Origin of the sequence: Paenibacillus sp. FSL H8-0259 (genome assembly GCF_037963255.1) — a bacterium.
Taxonomy (GTDB): domain Bacteria; phylum Bacillota; class Bacilli; order Paenibacillales; family Paenibacillaceae; genus Paenibacillus_AQ; species Paenibacillus_AQ phytohabitans.
Window position 1 is genome coordinate 1414231 of record NZ_CP150147.1, and the last position, 22025, is coordinate 1436255.

Annotated in this window: 23 protein-coding genes; 11 read left to right on the plus strand and 12 right to left on the minus strand. The window is 53.3% G+C overall.

The genetic code is table 11. The annotated features are described in order from the left end of the window. Window positions 1-7: 7 nt before the first annotated feature. The 8 genes from NSU01_RS06025 to NSU01_RS06060 form a co-directional block, all read right to left on the minus strand. Window positions 8-466 (minus strand): SRPBCC domain-containing protein, encoded by a 459-nt coding sequence (locus tag NSU01_RS06025; RefSeq protein ID WP_042134116.1) that lies wholly within the window; start codon window positions 464-466, stop codon window positions 8-10. A gap of 84 nt (window positions 467-550) precedes the next feature. After that, window positions 551-1513 (minus strand): YafY family protein, encoded by a 963-nt coding sequence (locus NSU01_RS06030; RefSeq protein ID WP_076242307.1) that lies wholly within the window; start codon window positions 1511-1513, stop codon window positions 551-553. Between the two features lie 113 nt (window positions 1514-1626). Then, entirely contained in the window at window positions 1627-2724 is a 1098-nt protein-coding gene (locus tag NSU01_RS06035) for an endospore germination permease (RefSeq protein WP_076242805.1), read from the minus strand. 9 nt (window positions 2725-2733) lie between these two features. Beyond that, the gene (locus NSU01_RS06040) at window positions 2734-2967 is read right to left on the minus strand and encodes a hypothetical protein (RefSeq protein WP_042134121.1); all 234 of its coding nucleotides are present in this window, start codon (window positions 2965-2967) and stop codon (window positions 2734-2736) included. 12 nt (window positions 2968-2979) lie between these two features. Further along, a complete protein-coding gene (locus tag NSU01_RS06045; RefSeq protein ID WP_076242308.1) occupies window positions 2980-4212 on the minus strand; it encodes a Ger(x)C family spore germination protein in 1233 nt (410 codons plus the stop codon). Further along, the gene (locus NSU01_RS06050) at window positions 4209-5312 is read right to left on the minus strand and encodes an endospore germination permease (protein ID WP_042134124.1); all 1104 of its coding nucleotides are present in this window, start codon (window positions 5310-5312) and stop codon (window positions 4209-4211) included. Before NSU01_RS06050 ends, NSU01_RS06045 begins: the two co-directional genes overlap by 4 nt. Beyond that, window positions 5309-6931, minus strand: a complete 1623-nt coding sequence (locus NSU01_RS06055) for a spore germination protein (protein WP_083705100.1) — start codon at window positions 6929-6931, stop codon at window positions 5309-5311. Before NSU01_RS06055 ends, NSU01_RS06050 begins: the two co-directional genes overlap by 4 nt. Before the next feature lie 186 nt (window positions 6932-7117). Continuing rightward, window positions 7118-8269 (minus strand): phosphodiester glycosidase family protein, encoded by a 1152-nt coding sequence (locus NSU01_RS06060; RefSeq protein ID WP_042134127.1) that lies wholly within the window; start codon window positions 8267-8269, stop codon window positions 7118-7120. Window positions 8270-8461: 192 nt separating this feature from the next. Here NSU01_RS06060 and NSU01_RS06065 point away from each other — a divergent pair, with 192 nt between their 5' ends. Further along, complete coding sequence (locus NSU01_RS06065; RefSeq protein ID WP_305954175.1) at window positions 8462-9043, plus strand: histidine phosphatase family protein; 582 nt, start codon at window positions 8462-8464, stop codon at window positions 9041-9043. A 234-nt stretch (window positions 9044-9277) separates the two neighbouring features. Then, complete coding sequence (locus NSU01_RS06070; RefSeq protein WP_076242309.1) at window positions 9278-10129, plus strand: GGDEF domain-containing protein; 852 nt, start codon at window positions 9278-9280, stop codon at window positions 10127-10129. Between the two features lie 376 nt (window positions 10130-10505). Here NSU01_RS06070 and NSU01_RS06075 read toward each other — a convergent pair whose 3' ends face one another. After that, the gene (locus NSU01_RS06075; RefSeq protein WP_076242310.1) at window positions 10506-11240 is read right to left on the minus strand and encodes a glycerophosphodiester phosphodiesterase; all 735 of its coding nucleotides are present in this window, start codon (window positions 11238-11240) and stop codon (window positions 10506-10508) included. 152 nt (window positions 11241-11392) lie between these two features. Then, entirely contained in the window at window positions 11393-12562 is a 1170-nt protein-coding gene (locus tag NSU01_RS06080) for an amidohydrolase (protein WP_076242311.1), read from the minus strand. A 284-nt stretch (window positions 12563-12846) separates the two neighbouring features. Between NSU01_RS06080 and NSU01_RS06085 the strand changes: the two genes are divergently transcribed. The 5 genes from NSU01_RS06085 to NSU01_RS06105 all read left to right on the plus strand — a co-directional run bounded on the left by NSU01_RS06085 (window position 12847) and on the right by NSU01_RS06105 (window position 17023). After that, entirely contained in the window at window positions 12847-13914 is a 1068-nt protein-coding gene (locus NSU01_RS06085; protein ID WP_042134132.1) for a uroporphyrinogen decarboxylase family protein, read from the plus strand. Further along, window positions 13892-14734, plus strand: a complete 843-nt coding sequence (locus NSU01_RS06090) for a MetQ/NlpA family ABC transporter substrate-binding protein (RefSeq protein WP_076242312.1) — start codon at window positions 13892-13894, stop codon at window positions 14732-14734. The genes NSU01_RS06085 and NSU01_RS06090 overlap by 23 nt, the downstream gene beginning before the upstream one ends. Window position 14735: 1 nt before the next feature. Further along, a complete protein-coding gene (gene proC, locus NSU01_RS06095) occupies window positions 14736-15551 on the plus strand; it encodes a pyrroline-5-carboxylate reductase (RefSeq protein WP_076242313.1) in 816 nt (271 codons plus the stop codon). Further along, window positions 15548-16336 (plus strand): VOC family protein, encoded by a 789-nt coding sequence (locus tag NSU01_RS06100; RefSeq protein ID WP_076242314.1) that lies wholly within the window; start codon window positions 15548-15550, stop codon window positions 16334-16336. Before proC ends, NSU01_RS06100 begins: the two co-directional genes overlap by 4 nt. 159 nt (window positions 16337-16495) lie before the next feature. Beyond that, window positions 16496-17023: an NUDIX domain-containing protein gene (locus NSU01_RS06105; RefSeq protein ID WP_042134141.1), complete on the plus strand. Its 528-nt coding sequence runs from the start codon at window positions 16496-16498 to the stop codon at window positions 17021-17023. A gap of 8 nt (window positions 17024-17031) precedes the next feature. Here NSU01_RS06105 and NSU01_RS06110 read toward each other — a convergent pair whose 3' ends face one another. After that, window positions 17032-17634, minus strand: coding sequence for a hypothetical protein (locus NSU01_RS06110; RefSeq protein ID WP_042134142.1), 603 nt, complete (start codon window positions 17632-17634; stop codon window positions 17032-17034). Window positions 17635-17779: 145 nt separating this feature from the next. On the opposite strand from NSU01_RS06110, the gene NSU01_RS06115 reads away from it, so the two are divergent. Together NSU01_RS06115 and NSU01_RS06120 are read left to right on the plus strand one after the other, a co-directional pair. Next, entirely contained in the window at window positions 17780-18232 is a 453-nt protein-coding gene (locus NSU01_RS06115) for a YhcH/YjgK/YiaL family protein (protein ID WP_042134145.1), read from the plus strand. A gap of 209 nt (window positions 18233-18441) precedes the next feature. Then, complete coding sequence (locus tag NSU01_RS06120; RefSeq protein WP_076242315.1) at window positions 18442-19308, plus strand: GNAT family N-acetyltransferase; 867 nt, start codon at window positions 18442-18444, stop codon at window positions 19306-19308. A gap of 122 nt (window positions 19309-19430) precedes the next feature. On the opposite strand, the gene NSU01_RS06125 is transcribed toward NSU01_RS06120, so the two are convergent. After that, complete coding sequence (locus NSU01_RS06125) at window positions 19431-20096, minus strand: sensor domain-containing protein (protein WP_083705102.1); 666 nt, start codon at window positions 20094-20096, stop codon at window positions 19431-19433. Between the two features lie 200 nt (window positions 20097-20296). On the opposite strand from NSU01_RS06125, the gene NSU01_RS06130 reads away from it, so the two are divergent. Beyond that, window positions 20297-21175 (plus strand): AraC family transcriptional regulator, encoded by an 879-nt coding sequence (locus tag NSU01_RS06130; protein WP_076242317.1) that lies wholly within the window; start codon window positions 20297-20299, stop codon window positions 21173-21175. A gap of 113 nt (window positions 21176-21288) precedes the next feature. Then, the gene (locus NSU01_RS06135; protein ID WP_039309665.1) at window positions 21289-22020 is read left to right on the plus strand and encodes a ThuA domain-containing protein; all 732 of its coding nucleotides are present in this window, start codon (window positions 21289-21291) and stop codon (window positions 22018-22020) included. Window positions 22021-22025: the final 5 nt, after the last annotated feature.

Sequence of the window (22025 nt, forward strand, 5' to 3'; positions counted from 1 at the left end):
CTGCTGCTTACTCCCGGCTGCCGAAATCCAGGGTGCGGCCGGTTTCTGCCAGCGTCTTCGTATTGCTGAGAATCTGCCACCATGAACTGTTGCTGGCATCGTAGGAAGGGTCGTCCGGATGCCAGTCTCCATGAACCAGTGTCAGCCTGGTACAGCCGCCCGCCGGCTCCAGCTTCCAGGAGATGACAGACTCATAACCCTCTCTATTCGTGAGATAAGAGGGACCGGTCTTATGGGAATAGCGCAGCGTCTGCTGCGGAACATATTCGAGCAGAGTGCCGTAGACATGCACCGTTTCTTCCCCGGCAGCCCCCGGACCTACATACTCCAGCTGTTCACCCACAACAAAGCTGGAGCGGATCACACTCCCGTAATAGATTTGCCGGACCTTCTCCGGGGAGACTAGAGCCTCCCATACCTCTGCAGCGGCAGCACCAATATAGAAGTCATACTTCAATTCTCTCATTCCCTGTTCCTCCTGGCATTATTGGATTCATGAACAATATACACAAGGATCACTGACAGCTGCAGTCAGTGATCCCTCAGGAGATTAAGAATCCTTATAATGTTCGGCGAGATCCGCAGCAACCCTGGACAGCTTGTGCTTGAGGGATGCGGGTTCCACAATGGCCAGCGATTTGCCGTGAGGCAACAGGAAATAAGGGGCGAAGCTGTGTAAGGCAGCCTGATTCAGCAGAAAGCGGGCACTTCCCGTGCTGCGCCGCTCCAGCGTATGCCCGAATAGCCAGTGACTGCACAGATCGTTCAGGGTGGCTTCGGACGCTTCGATGACCACAGCGGTTAACTCAGAGTCCTGCTCCGTTGCAGCAGGAAGCAGCCTCTGCAATAAGAAATCCCGTGCCGAGAATCCGTCAGGACGAAGGAAGGCTGCCCCTGTCCGCTGCAGTCCGGTGATCCGGTCCACCCGGAAGTTGCGGATATCCTGGCGCAGATGGCAGAAGCCGGAGAGATACCACTGGCCCTTCCACATCACCAGACCATAAGGGTCGATGCAACGGGAGGAAACAGAGGTACCGTTCCCCTTACGGTATTCCATCTGAAGAGAGAGACTCTCCGCAGTGCAGACTTCCAGTTCTTCAAGCAGCAGCGAAGGGTACTCTCCAGGGGAGTGGAGGATCGCAAGTCCGCTCTCATGGCGTTCCATCTGCGACAGCTGGGCCTCATTGCTGTAACGCTTAAGCTTGGCAATTGCCCCGTCGAGGGCATCAACGTAAGGGTAGCCGCTCCCCCTGGCAAAAGCAGATGCCTGTACAAGTGCCCGCCGTTCTCCATCATTGAAGAATAGCGGAGCGGTGCTGAAATGCTCGGGCAGCCAAAAGCCGCCGCCCGGCCCGGCATCGGCCTCTACAGGGACACCGCTGGCGCACAGCGCATCGATGTAGCGGTAGATCGAACGGACGCTTAGTTCAAGCTCGTCTGCCAGTTCGGCGGCCGTTCTTTTGCGCTGCTTCAGCATCCAGAGTATAGACAACATATAATCGGCTTTGGCCAATGGTTTGAACCTCCTAGGCAGAATGACTGATCTAACAGCCAGTTTACCTTCAACAACCCGTTTTGCCAACCTTCTGCAGCGCCGCCGGGTAATGTAGCCTGGCTGGGACCGGCTTACGAAGTGGATCTCTTAAACCCGCTGCGCACCAATATGGAAATGGCCAGCAGCAGGGGGATAGCGACCTGGAACACCGGATCAAGCCTGAGGCTGGGGCCCAGGCCGATGGCGATATGCTGCGTGTAGTCGCGCTCCAGAAAGGAAGCTCCATAGATCATAGCGCCTACCGGAAAGACCCACCATTTGGCCGGTTTGCCGGTTAGCTCCGCAATAGCTTTTACCGAACAGAAATAGAAGAGCATCATCTTAATCAGCAGTCCCAGAAAGAGCTGGATGGTCACCAGGATATCGAGCCGTTCCACAAACTTGAGGTTCGACAAGGTCCGGACAGTTTTGAGAAAAGGCAGCTGGCTGCTCCCTGCTATTGCGGGACCGAGAACAGCCACATTGAGCGCGTTCATGAAAATCAGGAACAGGCTGATCAAGAGATAGGCGTTCAACGTATATTTTACCGGCACACCGGGCTTCTCCCATAAGGACCACAGCATCAGGAATACGATCATCTGCCCAAACGGGAACGAGACGATATCCGGCAGCGCGGCTTTGACGATAGGCATCAGTCCGCCCTCCATGACCGGAGCCAGCCGGCCGAAATCAATCGATCCCATAATTCCCAGCAGCACAACAAGCACAATGTAAAAGAAGATCATCACCGGCAGCAGAACCTCCGGCAGCCGGAAAATAACCTCTGCCCCCTTCCAGATCGCATAGAGGGCAAGAAGCACAAAGACTAACATCGTTACGGCCATCGGGGTTCTTGGCAGCATGGTGATTGCTGTGAGCTCACCTAAATCACGGACATTACGCATGGACTGATAAGCAAAATAGAGGACATAGACCCCGCCGATGAATGAGCCGGCAAACCTGCCGAAATGAAATTTCAGCATTCCAATCAGATCTGTATGCAGAGAACGGTGCTGAATCCACATCAGAAGCAGAAGCAGGATGAATCCGGCGGCTGAACCCGTACACATTGCCAGCCACGAATCCTGTTTGGCCTTGCCTCCAAGCAGGAACAGCGGCGTGCTGCCGATTTCAAACAGCATAATCATGAACGCAATTTGCAGGGAGGACACCTGTTCTTTTTTGGGCATAATCAGCATTCAGCCTCCTAACCAATAGATTATTGCCCTGCCGATAGGCTGAAAGAACGCCGTATACAAGATCCCGACACTAATGAAGGGGGTTCTTGTCATTCCGCAAATATTAATATAAGCGCAATAGACAAGAATGCAGCCCAGCCACAGGCGGTGCAGCTGGCGGCCCTTTCCGCGCAGCCTGGTGCTGCCCCATAGGAAGGCAAGAATATAGAGTATAAGAGTTATAGCTATTTTCATAGTGAAGCTCCTTTACTCCTGCTGGACAGACTTGAACGATTTATTGCTGAGGCCTGTCCGTTCAATCTGGAACGAGACATGCGGGCGGATCTCAATCTCCTGAAATACACTGTCCCAGCTTTTATCCTTCTCAATCTGCTTCCAGCGCTTGCGGTCGCTGCGGTGGACTCTTACCGCAAAGCCTGTGACGTCTGCGCCGAGCTTCTTAACCTCCGTCCAGGAGTTATTCACGAGATCGAGTACCTGCCGTTCGAGGGATGCTTCCATTTCACTGATCGCTTTACGGTCATTCAGATCCATAACGCTGCCCAGCTCCGTTAATACCCCGCTGCCCTTGATGTCTATATCCATGATGAAATGGTCTTTAGCCCAGACGGGGTGTACAGTAGTCCGGGAATTCTGAAGGATGAACGAGGCGTCAAGCTTGTCGCTCTTCCGGGGCTGGGAAGCGAAGGCGATGGTTGCAGTCTTGATATTGTCTGTCATAAAAGACAAGCCAAAGGCCTGTTTCTGGCTGAGCCAGCCCACAAACTTCTCGCCTTTGATTACACCCAGTCTGCCCAGCGCCAGGCGTGAAGGCAGATCTGTCCGGCCGGTCTCGCTGGTCTCATCCATAATATCCGGACCCGTAAGCAGAATCTCCGGCAATACGGCACTCCCGGACTCGGAGGAAAGGGCCATCGCCAGCTCAAACAGGCGTGTACCGGGATAAAAGGACAGCAGCCGCGACTCCTGTTCAATCATGAGCTGGATACCGGCGCCCTGGTTTTTGGTCAATTGCATCAGCTGATCCAGGATATCGCCTGCTTCGCCTTTGGAGATGAACACAAATACGGTTTCCCGGGCATCCTGCTTGCGCAGGAACATATCGATCAGCTGATTGATGCCATGCTTGGCCAGACTTTCCCCGATGACCGTAATCCGCGAATGGGAGAAGAACATCTCACGCGTGCTGGTCAGATTGGTCCGCTCGATCGCCTCCATAATCGTCCGCCCTTTTACCGTGAAGGTGACGAACGGCGGTGAGCTTGTACTGCCTCCTCCGCTGCCGCCCATCCCGCTGGAACCGGATGAAGGATTGATGACCTGATAAGTAGCTTTCCACTCGTTATTATCCCAGTCATAAGCCGAACCTGAGGTAACCCCCAGCTCATTCAGTTCGCGGTCATCCCAGCAGCCGGAGAGAAGGGCGGACAGAAGCGGGAGACAGAGGATGAGATGCAATGTCTTTCTCTGCAGGTTCATGATTCCCACCCTTTCCGCTTGGACCTAAACTTCCGTGCCCGGTACAGTAGGATAGCCCCCAGCGGTACGAGCACATTGAACAGGAAGAAGACCACAAAACGTCCTTCCTTGTTATAAACGTTGAGCTTGGCCGAACTTTGCCAGGTGAACAGGCATTCCAGTGCAATAAGCAGACCAAGCGCTCCGATAAAAGGCCGGCTGCTGCTAACCCGGAACGTCTGCTTGAAGCACTCTACTGTCACGAACAGGAAGATCGCGAATTTCAGATAGATGGACAGCACCCAATAGGAAATGAACAGAATATCCAGCTTCTCAATGAACCGTCCAATCCTTATAATGCCGACGGTAGAGAAGCCCGGATAGGTGCTGAGCTTGATGAAATCCGGACCGAACACCATCAGGGCCGAGATCAGGGAGAACATCATAAGAGCGGAGACGAACAGAAGTCCGGTCCACCCGATAATCCGCGCTCTCTTCGGATATTGCAGGTAGGGTGCCAGAAACAGCAGCACGGCCACTTCAGACATCCAGGCAGTCGGTGTCAGGCTGGCCAGCGTTAATTCAGCCAGGTTATGATCGAACATCGGCAATAAATTATGCACATTCAGATCGCTAAACAACCCGAACAGGTACAGGGGGACGAAAACGAAATAGAGCAGGATAACCAGGGTATTCACTCTGGCGATGGATTCGATGCCTTGTCTGACCATATAGATGGTGATGAACAGAATCAGGATCACCAGTATGGTAACCGGGGTTTCGACCAGTACATTGTCCTTGATGAAATTGACGAATTCACGCAGGATCGTTGCCGTGGTATCCAGATAGAATTGCAGCATCAGCAGACCGAGTATGGTAGAGACTACCGGAGAACTTTGCTCCCTGACCCAGTCCAGAAAAGGAGCGCCATTGTTATTCTGAATCACAGTTCCGACAATTGCAGCAATAAGCAGCCCGGCCAAGGTGGACATAATAATCGCCATTGGCGCATCTTGCTCCGCATAGGTGCTAATAATGATGGGCAGCACGACGGTAGCCGTCGGCAGAATCGTATTAACAACCAGCATGGCTGCCTGGGTGGTGCCGATTTTTCCATTCATGCTGGACCCTCCCCCTGAGGCTTCGGCTGTTCTGCTTCTCCTTGATTCGCTCCTTCAACGGGCTGAGGCTTCTGGTTCGGCCCTTGTCTGCGGGTTTCTTTGCCGAGATCGGTCTTGGGACGCATGGTCATGCTCCATAGCGGAACGCGGATGAAGATATCCTTCAGATAACGCGGAATCATCGGCGCTACCGGAGACAGATAGGGAACGCCGAAGGAACGCAGTCCCGCCATATGAATCAGGAGCACCATCATGAAGGACATGATGCCAAACAAGCCAAGCGTTGAAGCGATGAACATCATTACAAAGCGGATCAGCCGGATGGAGTTGGCGATCGCCAGTGACGGAATCACAAAGTTCGAGATGGCCGTAAAAGAAACCACAATAACCATAGCCGCCGAGACAAGCCCGGCCTGAACGGCAGCCTGGCCCAGCACCAGCGCGCCGACGATGGAGATAGCCGGTCCGATGGTGCGCGGCATGCGCACCCCCGCTTCGCGCAGCACATCGAAGGTGAGCTCCATGAGCAGCGCCTCAGCCAGTGCGGGCAGCGGCACCCCTTCACGCTGGGCAGCGAGACTGATCAGCAGGGTGGTCGGCAGCATTTCCTGGTGAAAGGTAGTGACTGCAATATAGAGTGCGGGCAGCAGCATCGACACAAAGAAAGCCCCGTAGCGGATCAGCCGCAGAAAGGAGGAAATGTCATACCGCTGGTAATAATCTTCACTGGACTGGAAGAAGTTGAAGAAGGTAGACGGCGCCAGCAGGGCAAAGGGGGTGCCGTCAATAATAATCCCGATTTGGCCTTCCAGAATGCCTCCGGCCACCGCATCGGGACGTTCGGTGTTCTGAATAGTAGGGAAGGGGGTCAAGCCGCCGTCCTGAATGAATTCTTCAATATAGTTGCTCTCCAGAATGGCATCCGTATTAATGGCATCCAGCCGGCGGCGGATTTCTGTCAGCACCTGTTCGCTGGCGATGCCCTTCAAATAAATGATGGCGATTCCGGTCTGGGTACGCTGGCCGATTTTATATTCTTCGATCCGCAGATCGGTAGTTTTGAGCCGGCGGCGCAGCATGGAGGTTCCCGTGCGCAGACTTTCCGTGAAGCCCTCCTTCGGACCGCGGATGACACCCTGAGAAGTAGGTTCGTTGATGCTTCTTTTCTCCCAGCCGGAGGTATCCGCAGCCAGTGCTACCTGAAGTCCTTCGAACAGAATCAGCGTATAGCCTTCAAAGAGCATAGCCAACAGCACTTCCAGCGTCTTGCCTTCCTTGACGCCCCCGACCGGCAGCATCTGATCCTTGATCATGCTGAAAGCCGCTTCGGCGGTAATTGAATCTCCTTTCAACGTCACATTCTCCATCAAGGGCTGGAGCACCGTCTGGTTGACAGAATCGGCATTCACCAGGCCGTCAATATATATGAACGTAAGGGAAAGGGAGCTCAAGGATTCATTGGTGAAGTTGCGGATGACGATATCCGAGCTGCTGCCGATCCTCTTTCCGATTTCCTGCAAATTCACTTCAAGTGAAGGGTTCAGGGGGAGCGGTGCGGGTACAGAGGTTTCCACGGGATCTTTACCTGTCTTCCGGCCTTTCTGCTGATTCTGCGGCATCTTCGGGGCTCCTTTCTGCTGGATTCTGGATTCTTTGGCTGTATTATCCCCCGCAGTCGGATTCCTTATTCTGCCTGATTTACGGAATCAGTGGATGAATTTCAGGCTGGTGAACGTGAAAAAGGCATTTCTCCAACCTGTTCAGGATGAGAGAAATGCCTCCATATAGATGCTTATAGCCGGATATTATTTGGTCTGGACGACCAGTGCGTTGCTGATCAGGCGGCCGGGTGTAGTCAGATATTTGCCGTTATAGTATAGGCCGCTGGAAGCTCCGCCATCCAGATTCATCGCCTGGTACGCACCTGCCTGCTTCATAATCTCCGCCAGCTGGGGGATGGTTGCCCCGCCGGAGGTCAACAGAATCAGCTTGTGGTCGCGCGTCAGACCCAGCGCACTGCGGGAGCCTCCGCCTGTCAATATCTTAGGGTCCTTGAAGCCCTCGGCGAGCACATTGAGGGATACCTTGCCGTTCACCAGCAGCCGGGGGCCTGCCTGCAATGCTCCTTGAATGGAGCCGCTGTCGAAGCGGTTCTTGAATTCACTGCCCGGAATCAGCTCAGCCAGAAGGTTGCCGTCATAGGCAAAGACCGTCCGCTTATCTCCGGGGCTGTTCTTCAGCATCTTGCCGCCGCTGATAATATAGCCGTAGGGAGCATAATAGGTGCCTTTGGTGTAGGCATCGAAGAAGGTGCCGTTGATGGCGGCTGCGGCATTGCTGCGCTTAGCGATGCTGGCGAGCGCTTCTGTCTTGCCGACAGTATTTCCGGCAAGAACGGCATCCAGCTTCACTGACGGATGCAGCAGGGAGACCGTAACGGTCTGCACGGAGAAGGAACGTCCGCCGACCTTGTATGTATGTTTGCCGCTGACTACAGCAGGCGTACCGCTTTTGATCAGGGCGCCATTCTGCACGGGCAGGGTGGCTGTTGCCTCGCCGCTCGTGAGCTTGAGCGATGCGGAATCTTTATTCCACTGGAGCTGTATGCCAAGCGTCTGGCTGACGAGAGACAACGGAATATAAGTCATGCCATTCTCGCTAAAGGGACGTTCGCCCAGGGTAACGGGCTTGCCGTTGACGGAGGCTCCGGCCGTGCCTGGAGTGAAGGTAACAGACAAATCATCGCGTGTTACCCGGATCTGTCCTCCGGCAGAGCTTACTACAGACTGGATGCCGGCGAAGCCGTTCAGGAATCTTAGCGGAATGAACGAATGGTTCTCCTTATCTACATAGACGGCAAGTTTGGCTGGTGCCGCCGCAGCGGCCCGGGATTGCAATGGGGACAGAAGTACAGCAAGCAGACAGAAAGCGGTGAAGAGGACGGACATTCTTTTCATAGTAAACGAAATCTCCTTCAATTTGTAGCAGTATAACTGCAGTTTAGGATGAATCTGGAACGGACTCCAGAAAGAAGCACTTGAAATACTATAATATAGCGGGCTCTCTTGACCGTCAATGGAACATGCATAGAGCGGGCTGTTCGTTTATAATGAAAACACTTACGGATATTGGCACAAAGGCGGGAAGCGATGATAACAAGAATAGGCTTGATTCGGCACGGCAGCACACTCTGGAATCAGGAAGGCCGGATACAGGGCCATACGGATAATCCTCTGGACGAGGAGGGCTTCCGGCAGGCGGCTGTACTTGCAGAGCGTCTCAGCAGTGAATCGTGGGATTATATCTATTCAAGCGATATGCTGCGGGCCAGACAGACGGCGGAGGTCATTGCCGGGAGACTGGGGATTCCGCTGGCTGGTCTGATCCCGGGGATTCGGGAAATGAACGGCGGGTTAATAGAAGGGACTACGGAGAAGGAGCGGATCGAGCGGTTCGGCAGCGGGTGGAAGACGATGGATATGAAGCTGGAAAGCCGGGACCTGGCCCAGGAGCGGGGTGTCCGGGCTGTTGAGGAGGTTGCCGCCCGCCATCCGGGGCGCAATGTCCTCATAGTCAGTCATGGCGCCATTCTGCGCAGTACGCTGGCAGGACTTGTTCCCTCACTGGATCTCAGTGTAGTGCTGAAGAATACTTCAATTACCCGTATAATCAGAGATGCCGGCGGCTGGACCTGCGAACTGTACAATGGCGTGGAACATATGAACGAATAGACAGTCTGGACGATTCTGGAATACAAGAGAGTCTCCCGTGCAAAGGGCGGCTCTCTTCCATATGTCCCAGAACATACCATCGCAAATCCTGCAGCTTTTGCCGATAATATTCTTAGCATTTATGCAAAGTCTGGCCTTACCTGCCGGAAATGTTCAGAATATGTTCAGACTAACCCTGTACAGTAGCGCTTAAAAGCGATAAATCATATGATTATCAAAGGAGGGCAGAGTAATTTGGAAGAGGCCCGGAATTATATACTGGCTGTATTATCTATTCTCATTGGAGTACTAACGGTGTACAGCATCCTCAGGCTGACGCGGAATTTCTCCAAATGTCACCAAAGAGCCCGCGCGGTCCGCACGAGCCTGGTTGTACTAGTTATTAGTGCAGGTCTTGGCAGCATGCACGTGCTGGGCAAGAGAACTTTGTCAGGGTTCACCGCTGAAGATAGCAATCTGTTTATTACTATGGCACTCTATGTGCTTACGCTCGCCGGAATATTGTACCTGTTCCTGCGTGTGCGTATGCTCCTCGGAGAGCGCGAGCAGCTGAAAGAACTGGCCTACCGGGATACCTTAACCGGACTGCTCAACAAGAATGGAATGGATCATTTCTGGGATCACTGCAAATCAGGCGAACAGCTTGCGGTATTATATCTGGACCTTAACCGCTTCAAAGCGATTAATGATACGCTCGGCCATCATGCGGGAGATTTGCTGCTGGAAGCCGTTGGCGGCAGTCTGCAGCAATTTTCGCGTAAAGGCAAACGACATATATTCAGGGTAGGCGGGGATGAATTCGTCATCATCGCCAAACGCTGCAGCCGCAAGGATGCGGAGCAGCTGGCCCTTAAGGTTCTGGAGAATATCACCCGGAATTATAAGTTGGAGACGCATGAATTGTTCGTATCCGCGAGCGTCGGCATCACTATGAGCCAAGGCAGAATTGACCGGAAGCGGCTGCTCCAGGAAGCTGATTCCGCTATGTACAATGCCAAGCAGCTGGGCAGCGGGCGTTATGCGGTCCATAAGCAGGAGAATAGTCTTCCTCCTGTGAAGCTGGTCAGCAGCTCCAGAGCCCAGTAGCTTGTGAAATCCTGCCCAAAATACAACATTTTGCTCATGAAATCGGCCCTAATCATCAAATGTTGTATGAAATACAGCATTTCTCCTCATTTAAGCCGATTAGCGGGAGAATTCTTGTATTTCGTGCAATAATTCTCCCGGACAGCTGGGCAGGTGGCAAGCAAAGTTGCAGTACGTACAACATTAATACCGGGGCCAGCAATGAACCTGGTATGAGGCGGGTACGAGCCAGGTATGAGACAGTGATAGCTTTACGCAGAAACGGATACCATCCCTTAGAGGACGGTATCCGTTTCTGTTTGGTACGGCTGCTGCCTGAGTGCTTCAGACGGCTCCTGATCCGGAAGCAGCAGCCACTCCGGCCTTTTTGCCAATACTATAATCCCTGGGCTGCCAGCAGCCCGGCAAGTACATCCGGGTGATCGGTAATGATGCCGGCCACTCCGGCCTCAATCAGATAGGTCATCTGTTCGGGATCATTTACAGTCCAGGGATGATAGACGATTCCGCTCTCCGCTGCATCGGTGACGAACTCCGGCAGAACGGAAGAGTAATGGGCATGCAGCGCATCCGCCTGAAGCGTAGCCGCATAATCCCACGGACGGTATAAGCCTTCGCCATACAGTATGCCGGTGCGGATCTCCGGTGCCAGCGACTTGCAATAAGCAAGGGAGTAGTGGTTGAAGCTGGAGATGACTACCCGCTCACTCATGCCCTGCTCCCGTACAGCGGCTATTACCTTTTCCTCCATACCGGGATAAAGGAATGTGCCGTTCTTCAGCTCAATATTAAGTACTGTCTCACGTCCCTGAAGCAGATCCAGCAGCTCATCCAGTGTCGGAATCCGCTCTCCTGTGAACTCAGGACTGAACCAGGACCCCGCATCGACCTCCAGCACTTCACGAAGCGTCTTATCCTTCACATATCCGCTGCCTGTAGTGGTGCGGCTAAGATTCTCATCATGAATGATTACTATGGCTCCGTCACTCGTCATCTGCACGTCTGTTTCGATGCCGGTTGCGCCAAGCTCAAGACCCTTGCGGAATGCCGCCATTGTGTTCTCCGGGGCGACTGCGGATGCGCCGCGATGCGCGAAATTAATGATGTTCATGTACTGTAATTCCCTCCGTCTCTTGGTTGTGATGATGCCCGTGTTGGACGGGCCCCCTTGTAGTGTATTCCACATAACATGAAGAAACCCTGTCCGCAAGCAGCGAAAAGGGTGTGATTTCTTGGAAATTACCCTTGCACCGGCAGAAGCCATTAGAATGGGGGGTTAATTCCCAGCTCATTCAGGGCCGCAGCAGCAAGCTCTGCGAAATACCGTGCTGTCGGCAGCAGCGCCGATTCATCGACGTCAAAGCGCGGGTGATGAAGGCCGTAAACCCCTTCGGTACCGATGTTGACGAATGCGCCCGGCAGCTGCTGCAGATAAAAGGCGAAATCCTCGCCCCCCATCTGCGGATCAAGCTCAAAGACAGTGAGGCCAAGACGGGCCGCAGTCGCTGCGGCAAACCCGGCCCAGCGGGGGTCATTGACCGTTGCCGGCGGTCCGGGTATCCACTCAAGCTGTGCTTCAGCTCCTGCAGCGGCAGCGACCCCTTCGATAATCTGCCGGATCTGCCGTGGCACGGCTTGGCGGATGGCTTCATTATACGTCCGGACTGTGCCTTCCAGCTCTACAACGCCGGGCAGGACGTTCCAGGTGTTGCCGCCCTGTATCCGGGTTACGCTGACCACCACCGATTCAACCGCACTGGTAAGCCGGCTCACGATTGTCTGCAGCGAGGTGATGATCTGCGCCGCTGTTACAATCGTATCCTGGCCGCGTTCCGGCTGAGCTGCATGTCCTCCTTTGCCGAGAACCTTAATGACAAACCGGTCTACACCGGCAGTAAGTGCACCGCTGCGTGTTCCGAATGAGCCTGCTGGCAGGTCCGGGTTATTGTGCAGTCCAAAAATGGCATCTACTCCGCGGAGCCCGCCGGACTCGAGTACGGCTATGGCCCCATGCCCGGTCTCTTCCGCAGGCTGGAACAGTATTCTGACGGTCCCGGCAAGCTCGCTTTCCTGTGCCTTCAGCAAGCAGGCTGCGCCAAGGATGCCTGCCGTGTGGAAATCATGCCCGCAGGCATGCATCCTGCCGGGAATCACGGAGGAGAAGGGCAGCCCCGTATCCTCTTCAATAGGCAGGGCATCGATATCTGCACGGATGGCAACAACCGGGCCCCGGCCGCTGCCAATCTCGGCAATCAGTCCTGTCTGCAGCGGAAGATCAAGCACAGTAATTCCCGCTTCAGCCAGCCAGCGGCGCAGCTTGTCAGTGGTCTGAAATTCCTCGTTCGACAGCTCGGGCTGCTGATGAAGCTCCCTGCGCACCTGAATCAAACGCTGAGCCAGCTGCTGTTCCTGATCTTGAGTTAATGACGGCATGGATGTACAGCCCCGCTTTCTCCAATTAATCTATCATTCCTGTAGATTCCTGATTAATCCGATTGATTTATTTACTGCGCATAATACCTTTAACGGAAAGGCGCTGTCAATGTGTTATTTAACGATCCGGGGATTTATGAAATATTTCATGAAAGTGATGGATATCTCATTGACGTTTAATTTTTCCCCATGCTATTATACGGCCAATTCATTTAAATCCGATAGAATAACTCTTTATTTAATATTTCGGAGACAATGTGTTACGTCCAGAAGGGGGAGAACATATGGGAGAGTGGTCGAGACAGGAGCGTTTTGCGGCCTTGCTGTCAGGGGAGCGGGCCGATCGGCCGATTGTCAGCGGCTGGCGCCATTTCGTAGACCGGGAGAGTAATGCCGGTGATCTTGCAGACAGTACAGTAGCTTATACGAAGCAATTCGATTGGGACTGGGTTAAAATCAATCCGCGGGCTACGTATTATGCAGAGACATGGGGCAACACCTATGATTTCGCGGATTACCGTACGGTATTTCCCAAGCAGACCCGTGCGGTGATCCGGAAGCCGGAGGATGTCTGGAATATACAGGCGCAGCAGGCTGCAGCCGCAGCGCCGCTGGCCGAGCAGTTAGAGGCTGTAAGCCTTATACGCCAGGGCCTGCCGGATACTCCGCTGACCCAGACCATTTTCTCGCCGCTTACCGTGCTGCTGTTTCTGGCGGGCCAGTCGGCTTATGCCGGTGACACGGTTTATGGCAGCCGTGAGCCGGTGACCGTGGAAAGTCTGCTGGAGGAGCAGCGTGCAGGTGTACATCAAGCGCTGAAGGCCATCGCCCTGACGCTGGCGGATTATGTGCAGGAGCTGGGAAAACGGGGGCTGGACGGGATTTTTTATGCGGTGACCGGCACTGCTCATCCGGGGGTTTTTGATGATGCGGCGTTTCAGGAGCTGTCCCGGCCGTATGATGAGATGGTGCTGGAAGCCGCCGGTTATGGCAAAAGGATTCTGCATACTTGCGGTGCCTATTCGCAGCCGGAAAGGTTCAATAATTATCCCATTGAGGGCATCAGCTGGGATACCGCAGCACCGGGTAACCCCGGTTTGCATGCAGAGCTGAGGCCGACGAAGGTGGGGGGAGTGGATCATGCCTTATTCGCAGCACATGATCCCGGGCGCATCCGTGCACAGGCTGAATTCGCCCTGCGCCTTATGGCGGACGAGCCGTTCCTGCTTGCACCCAATTGCGCGATCCCGATTACCGTGGAAGATCGTTCGTTACAGGCATTACGTGATTCTATTCCGCATGAGTCACATATGAAAAGGGGTTCAAATAATGAAAAATATCGTGAAGTTTAAGAAATTGGCAGCTGTGGTTCTGGTGGGGATGTCGGTCGTGCTGGGAGCCTGCGGGAACAAAACGGCTACCGGAGAAGAGAAGAAGGATATCGTTGTCGGCTTTGGCGTGGGCACCTATGAAGAACAGTTCCGGCTTGGTATTGTGCCGATTCTGGAGAAGGAAGGGTACAAGGTGGAGATCAAAACCTTCTCCCAGAACATGCAGGTCAATCCGGCGATGAAGGAAGGCTCCATTGACGCAAGCATCTTCCAGAGTACGGCTTACATGGAAGGCATCAACGCGGAACTGGATGCGGATATGGCTGTGCTGAACTTCGTGCCGAGCGCACCGCAGGGACTCTATTCCGAGAAGCATCAATCGCTTGATGAAGTGAAGGACGGCTCTGTGATTGCCCTGCCGAATGATCCGGTTAACCAGGAGCGTGCGGTACGAATTCTGGAGGATCTCGGCTGGGTGAAGGTCAAGGCGGATGCCGGGACAACAGACTTCAACCTCAGCAGTGTGGAGCCGGACAAATACGATCTGAAGCTGGAGTCGCTGGATTCGGCGCAGATTCTGGTCTCGCTGGCCGATGTGGATTACGGTGTGGTGAACGGCAACTATATCGCCAATGCCAAGCGGCAGATTACCGAAGCGCTCCAGATTGAGAACACGCCGGAGCAGCACCGGGTAACCGTGACGGTGAACAAGGGCGATTTGGATACCCAGTGGGCCAAGGATCTGAAGGCAGCGTATGAATCGCAGGAGTTCGAGGATTACATCAACGCCCAGGATAAATACGACGGCTTCATCCTTCCGGATGCCTGGGAGAACAACTGATATGGCAGCGGGCAGAATTCATTTCATCGGCGGCGGGCAAATGGCGGAAGCGATCATCCGGGCCGTTGTTGGCAATGGTACTTATAAGGCTGAGCAGATCAGCGTGGCAGACATTCATGAAGAACGGACGGCTTATCTGAATACTGCCTATGGCGTGCGGGCAGCCGGAGAGTCTCAGGAGGCGGAGCTTGCCGGAGCGGAGCTGATCATTATTGCCGTCCGGCCTCAGGATGATCTTGCAGCTGTTGGCGCGGCCATCTCCAGCTATGCGTCAAGCGGAGCGGCGGTCCTGTCCATTGTCGCCGGAGTGACCATCGATAGGCTGGCTGGTTATGTTGGAGCGGAACGCCCGATTATCCGGGTGATCCCGAATACGCTGACCGATACCGGACTCGGCTACAGCGGGGCAGCTCTGAACGCTTTCGCTGGTAAGGAGCAGGTGGAGGAGTTCCTGAACGGGTTCGGCAAGGTGCAGTATCTGGAGGAAGCGTTGATTGATATCTTTACCGGGTACGGGGTGGCCGGGCCGAATTATGTCTATTATTTCATCGAGTCCCTGGCCGATGCCGGAGTGCTGGCAGGATTGCCGCGCGAACAAGCCTGGACGACGGCGCTGGAGAATGTAGAGGGGGCCGTAGCCATGCTTCGGCACAGCGGACTGCATCCCCGGCAGCTGCTGGACATCAACAACTCTCCGGGCGGAGTTGGCATTCACGCGCTGTATGAGCTGAACAACAGCGGCTTCGCAGCCGGACTTCAGCGCAGTGTCAAGGCTGCTGTGAAACGCACAACGGAGCTGGGGCAGGTGAAGTCATGAGCGTGCTGCAGTGGGATCATACCGTGCATTATGTCAATGATCTTGAACAGGCCATCGGAGCCTTCAGGGACAATGGCCTGGCCGCTTCCTACGGCGGATCGCATAAGCTGTGGGGGACTCATAACGCGCTAAGCTATTTCGGGCTGAACTACATCGAATTCCTGGCGATTGAGGACCGGGAATTAGCGGCAAGTCTGGATACCCCTAATCTGGTAGTGAAGGATGCCGTGAATCTGCTGCCTGATCATGAAGGGTTCAGCAGGGTAGCGATCCGCACCGATGATATTGAAGCAACCGCATCAGCGCTGGAGAAGCAGGGCCTGAAGCTGTCACCCATACTTGATGGCAGACGGCTGAATGCACAGGGACAGTGGATTGAATGGCGCATGCTGACTATCGGCGGCCATTACCAGGGTCTGGTCTATCCCTTCATAATCGAGTGGAAGGGAACCGATGCCCTGCGGGAAGAGGAGCTGACGGCAGCGGGAATTATCGTTCCCCATCCGGCAGGAGAAGTGACGGTCCGCCGTGCTGTATTCTCCGTACCTGATCCGGCAGCGGCGGCGGCTCACTGGGGAGAAATCTTCGGCTTGGCGGAAGTCCAGGCCGGTTCATCTGCAACCCCCGGCGATAGCGTTTCACTGGCGGTTGGCGATAAGGTATTTGAATTCCGGCGCGGGGAAGACCGGCAGATGACCCGGCTGCTGCTAAGCGGCGATGCTCCGGGACTGGCGGGCCGTACGCTCACTATTGCTCAAGGCGAGTATGTGTTTACAGCCGAGTAATGACGAATTGCAAGCCCGTTGCCTGCGTGTGTTGCCGGCAGCGGGCTTTTTGTTGCCGGGAAGCGGTCTATGTGCGGTAATGAATTACGGCTGGTGTGTTCTTCAGCAATCGCTTAGAATAAGTCTGAACTATACCCATAACAGAAAGAAGCGATACACTTGAAGTTTTGTCTCGAATGTGGAAGCCGTCTGGTCCTGAAGGAATGTAACGGAGAAGGGGAGGTACCCTACTGTGAGTCCTGTGCCGCGTTCCGGTTCCCGGTGTTCAGCACGGCAATGAGTACAGCGGTGCTGAACAGGGAGCTGGATAGAATCCTGCTCATCCAGCAGTATAACCGCAAGGATTATATCCTGCTGGCCGGTTACGTGAATAAAGGGGAGAACGCCGAGGCAGCGCTGATCCGCGAAGTGCAGGAAGAAGCAGGGCTTGAGATCATCGCTTATGAATACATGCGCAGCCAGTATTTCGCCCCTTCCAATACGCTGATGCTTAATTTCATCAGTGTGGCTGACACGGAGGACTTAAGCGCAATGAGCGCTGAGCTGGATCATGCGGCATGGTTCACGCTGGATGAAGCTGCGGACGCCATACTGAAGGGCAGTCTCGCGGAGAGCTTCCTGCTGACGATCATCGGTAAGCTAAGACAAGGACGGACCTTGGAGAGCTTCACAGCGGCCTCACGTTAAGCATGATTTCAGGCTGAGACGATATTGCGGATTCTCTCGTGCACCTGCTGCGCCTCCAGAAAGGCTGCGGAGTACTGAAGATCTGTTTTTCGGGCCGGCAGCAGCCGGGGCAGGAAGGGAATCGATACGACAGGCGTATCCGCGTTGTTAAAATAGATTTTTAGCGTCAGCTCGCTGATCTCTTCGGCATTGCTTACGGCTTGGACAGCTTCTGCGAACCCGGGGGTGGCGGCTACACTTGGGCGGATTCTCGGCGCACTGGTCGTAATCCGGCTCGTCTTGCTGACTTTGCTGAGCGTTAAGGCATTCTCGACGATCTCCGCTCCCAGAATGGTGTCGAACGTGTAGATGGTGGCTGTCGCCGGCTCCTGCCTGCCGGGATGCAGCAGACCGATGGCCATAGTCTGGCCCGCCTCATCCAAGGCGATCAGATGGGATTCATCAGGTGTGATGAACCGCTGGGGAAATTTAAGATTGAATGCGGACAAGGCATGGATGGCCTCTTTCCGGCCGGGTGCTTGGGGATGGGACCGTATGAACTGAAGCACCGCAGCTGACAGCAGGAGCGAAACGCCAAGCACAGCAAACATGTACATCAGAATAATAAGCACTGAACCGCCTCCTAAAAGGTAACTATTTAATAGATATGCGGGGAGTACGTGAACAAATACATAGACCGGGCCTGCCGGGATCATATATTATTTGGGTATTCTGCAAGGCGGGGAATAATTCAGAGATTCCAGGGGGATTCCAGGCATGATTGTTGATACACTTAGCCATTTGCTCAAAGATGAGGCTGCATACGGAGAGAAGATCCAGAGGGGGCTGCAGTTTCTGCGCGATACCGATTTCACCGGGCAAGCGGCCGGACGCCATGAGGTCAATGATGAGATGTTCTATTTCATCAACGAATATCAGACCAAGGATGCCGGAGAATGCTTCTGGGAAGCTCACCGTGTGAATCTCGATCTGCATTATATTCTGGAAGGTACAGAGCGGATCGGCTATGCTGCGGTTGAGCAGCTTGATGTGAGAGATGACTACAGCGCAGAGAAGGATGCGATCTTCTTCACCGGTGCAGTAGAATCTACGGTAACTGCAGGGCCGGGTGCTCTTGTCGTGTGTTATCCGCAGGACGGACATATGACAGGGATTGAAGCAGGCAAGCCCGAGGCTGTGCGGAAGGTAGTTTTGAAGATTAAGCTATAGTCCTTAGGACAAGGAGCAACGGCTATGCTGACCCTCAGGGACGGTGTAGCCGTTTCTGGTTAAGCTGCAGGAACAACGCTTCCCGTTGTCAAAAGAAAGTAAAGTTGTAGACTGACGATGCTTTTATTAAGCTTTCGGGCAGGATTGTTAGACCAAATGCGGTGAAGAGGACAAGTAGATCTGTGAGCAGATGAAAGGGTGATATTTCAATGCAATTCAAGTTGTATACGGATGTGCATGAGTTTTACCGTGATACCTATGATGTCCTGATGCGTCATGAAGCACAAAATTTGATTCCTCTTGGCAATATCATCATTGGGCATGAAGGAAAAGACAAAACAGACTGGCGTGACCCTGTAAATTGGGTAATGGCAACTATTTCGGATGCTAAGGGCATACAACTTACCGCCATAATGACACCGCCACACAATATTACGCTTTATGCAACAGACAACATCATTAACCCGGAAGCTATAAACTGTCTGATAGACGGGTTGAAGGACCGTGAAATTCCAGGTGTGACAACCGAAAAAAACCTGGCAGAGTATTATGCCAAAGAATATGCCTTGCGCAAGGGAATAACCTGTAATACAACCATGAGCCATCGTATATATGAACTTACGGCAGTAAACCCGGACATTCAAAAGGTTGGTATCGTTCGATTGCTGAATGAAAAGGATATTCACTTTTTCCCATACTGGGCTGAAGCATTTTATGCAGCGGGGAGTTATGGCCAAACAGAAATGTCCATCCCGCAAGAGGCAGACCCTTACCTCTACCGGATAGCATCGAAAAAAATCTATATTTTAGAAGACAACGGGATACCCGTTTCTATGGCTGGATATACAAGGGAAATGCAGACGGCTATTGGCGTGGCATTTGTATATACCCCTCCATATGAGCGCGGCAAGGGTTACGCTACTTCAATTGTGGCGCAAATAAGCCAGCTTGCCTTGGATAAAGGGTTTACGAAGTGCGTCTTATATACGGACTTAGCAAATCCCATATCTAATAGCATCTATCAAAAGATAGGCTATATACCAATTTGTGATTCGCTCCAGTTAAAATTTGATTAGTAGAATGAGGCGTGCATATGCAGAAAAGATACGGCGGCGCATCATGGTGATGTACCGCCGTTTTTTCGTGAACCGGAACAGTACAACAGGTGCAAGCCGTACCTTTGCCAGAAGTGAAGCGTCTAAGCGTTATGTAGGACTTCGAGCGGGGCTTTCACATCCTGGTGTGTTCCAGAGATCATGTTGATCCAGGCAGTATACAAACGTCCAAGGCCCGAAAGCAGTAACGGCAGCATCAGCAGCAGTACAAATCCCATTCCGCATACGATCCAGGAGCGTTCATCCGGTGTTGTACCAGACAGGAACACGAAGACGTCCGGGTCCAGCATATTCTGGTCATATGAGAATACGGAAGAGCTGACTCTCTGGACTACAGGCGACAGGAGGGCACTAATGGCAACCGGGGGCAGGGCAAGAGCAAGGGTGAATCCCAGAATACCTGCGGGCAGCTGCAGTATGCTGTACAGGATTCCCCGGTACGACTGGCCTTGGCGAAGCTGGTATCCTAATGTCCGCAGACCTTCCCAGCGGAAGGCAGCCGGATGGTCTGGCATAATATGCTGCGAGGCTCCCCCTTTACCGTGAGACCAGGCTTCGGCAGCCTTCTGTTCACTGATCATCATCGTGCGGCACCAGGTTAGTGTCAGGGCCAGCAGAGGCAGCCCAACCCATATAATTACCAGAGGCAGACTTACACATAGGCCTGTAATGGCAATAACAAAAGCGATTATTCCTTTGGGCAAAGAAAGCATGAGCATTTTCCACGCGTTTATACTTCGTCGTAACATCAGGGCAACCCCTCTCCAAATTTTACCTTCTTCAGTATAAAGGTTAAATCCATACAATACACGCACCCGGAGGCGGGAATAATACTGGTCTTTGGTCTAGTGCAGCTCTCCTTTACTTTAAGTTGGCATGGGCAGGCGTATTTCTCTAAAATGAATATAGAGTACGCAATGATCAATATCCCGGACAAGGAGCCGCGCTTATGAATATCTATCTGGAAATTCCGGATGTGGACAAGCATTTTCCGTTTCGCAGCCTGGTCTGCGGAGGAGATGATCTGACCTATCCGCATTGGCATAAAGAAATCGAGATTATCTATGTAACCAAAGGAAGTCTGAATCTGGGAATCAATGATGTGCCGATCCGCATGGAGCAGGGGGAAGTGCAGTTCATCAACGGCGGAGATGTGCATTATTTCCTGGCGTCACCTGACAGTGAGCGGGTAGTGATACAGTTTGATCTGAATTTCTTTCAGGAGGTTGCAGCACTGGGAGGCAATGACTATCCGCTGCGGGATATGTTCACGGAGATGGAATTCTCCAGTTCAAAGTGGCCGAAAGGGGCTGCCGCCAGTATGATGGCTCTGATTGAGAGCATTTATGAGGAGGATACACAGCGCCGGGAAGGCTACGCTTATCTGATTAAGGCCAGGATGTTTGAAATGCTGACGGTTATTATGCGGGAGGTGCCGAAGAGCAGGGTCAAGAAGCAGCCCAAGTTCTCGGAAGACACATTGTCCCAGTCCAGAGAGACGCTGGAGCGGCTGGAGCGGATCTTCAGCTATGTAGAGCAGCATTATCAGGAAGCGATTACACTGAATGAGGTGGCCGGATACATGGGCTTCAGCCCGTATTATTTCACCAAGCTGTTCAAGAAGAATACGGGTATGACCTTTGTCGCTTTTTTGACGGAGTACCGGCTGAATAAGGCCAAGTGGATTCTGCTCAACGAAGACCTGCCGATGTCAGCGGTAGCGGAAGCGGCCGGGTTCGGCAGCGGGAAGACCTTTCACCATTTATTCAAGGAAGCTACGGGGATCTCTCCGCTTAAATACCGCAAGACAATATCCGGGAATAATTGAGCAAGAATGCAGGAAGAAAGCCTGCTTGCAGATTTGTATGATAGAGGTATAAAAAGTAGTCAAAAACTAAACTTAACCGTAAAATTCATCTTTGAAACAGGAGAGTGTCCATAGTGACCAGAGTAACCGTATGGAATGAATACCGCCATGAGCGGCAGGAAGAACGAATCCGCCAGGTCTATCCGAATGGCATACATGTACAGCTGGCCTCTTTTCTGAGCGCAGCGGGACTGGATACAAGAACGGCAACGCTGGACGAGCCGGAGCATGGTCTGACAGAAGAAGTGCTGAATAACACTGATGTACTGGTATGGTGGGGGCATGTTGCCCATCAGGAAGTGAGTGACGAGGTAGTGAACCGGATTCATAAGCGCGTGCTGGAGGGGATGGGGCTGGTGGTGCTGCATTCAGGCCACATGTCCAAAATCTTCATCAAGCTCATGGGCACAAGCTGTGATCTGAAATGGCGCGAAGCCGGGGAGAAAGAACGCCTCTGGGTGATGGAGCCAAGCCATCCGATTGCCGCTGGCATCGGCGAATATATTGACCTGGAGCAGGAAGAGATGTACGGGGCGCACTTTGACGTGCCTGCACCGGAGAGCCTGATCTTTGTCGGCTGGTTCGAAGGCGGCAATGTGTTTCCAAGCGGATCAACGTACCGGCGCGGCAGCGGGAATATTTTCTATTTCCAGCCCGGCCACGAGTCCTATCCAACCTATTACAACAAGGAAATTCAGCAGGTTATCATCAACGGCGTGAACTGGTGTGCTCCGGTCAAGCGTGATGTTCCGGTGTACGGCCATTCCGAGGCACTGGAGCCGATTAGAAGCACAGTAGGCGTATAACCTAT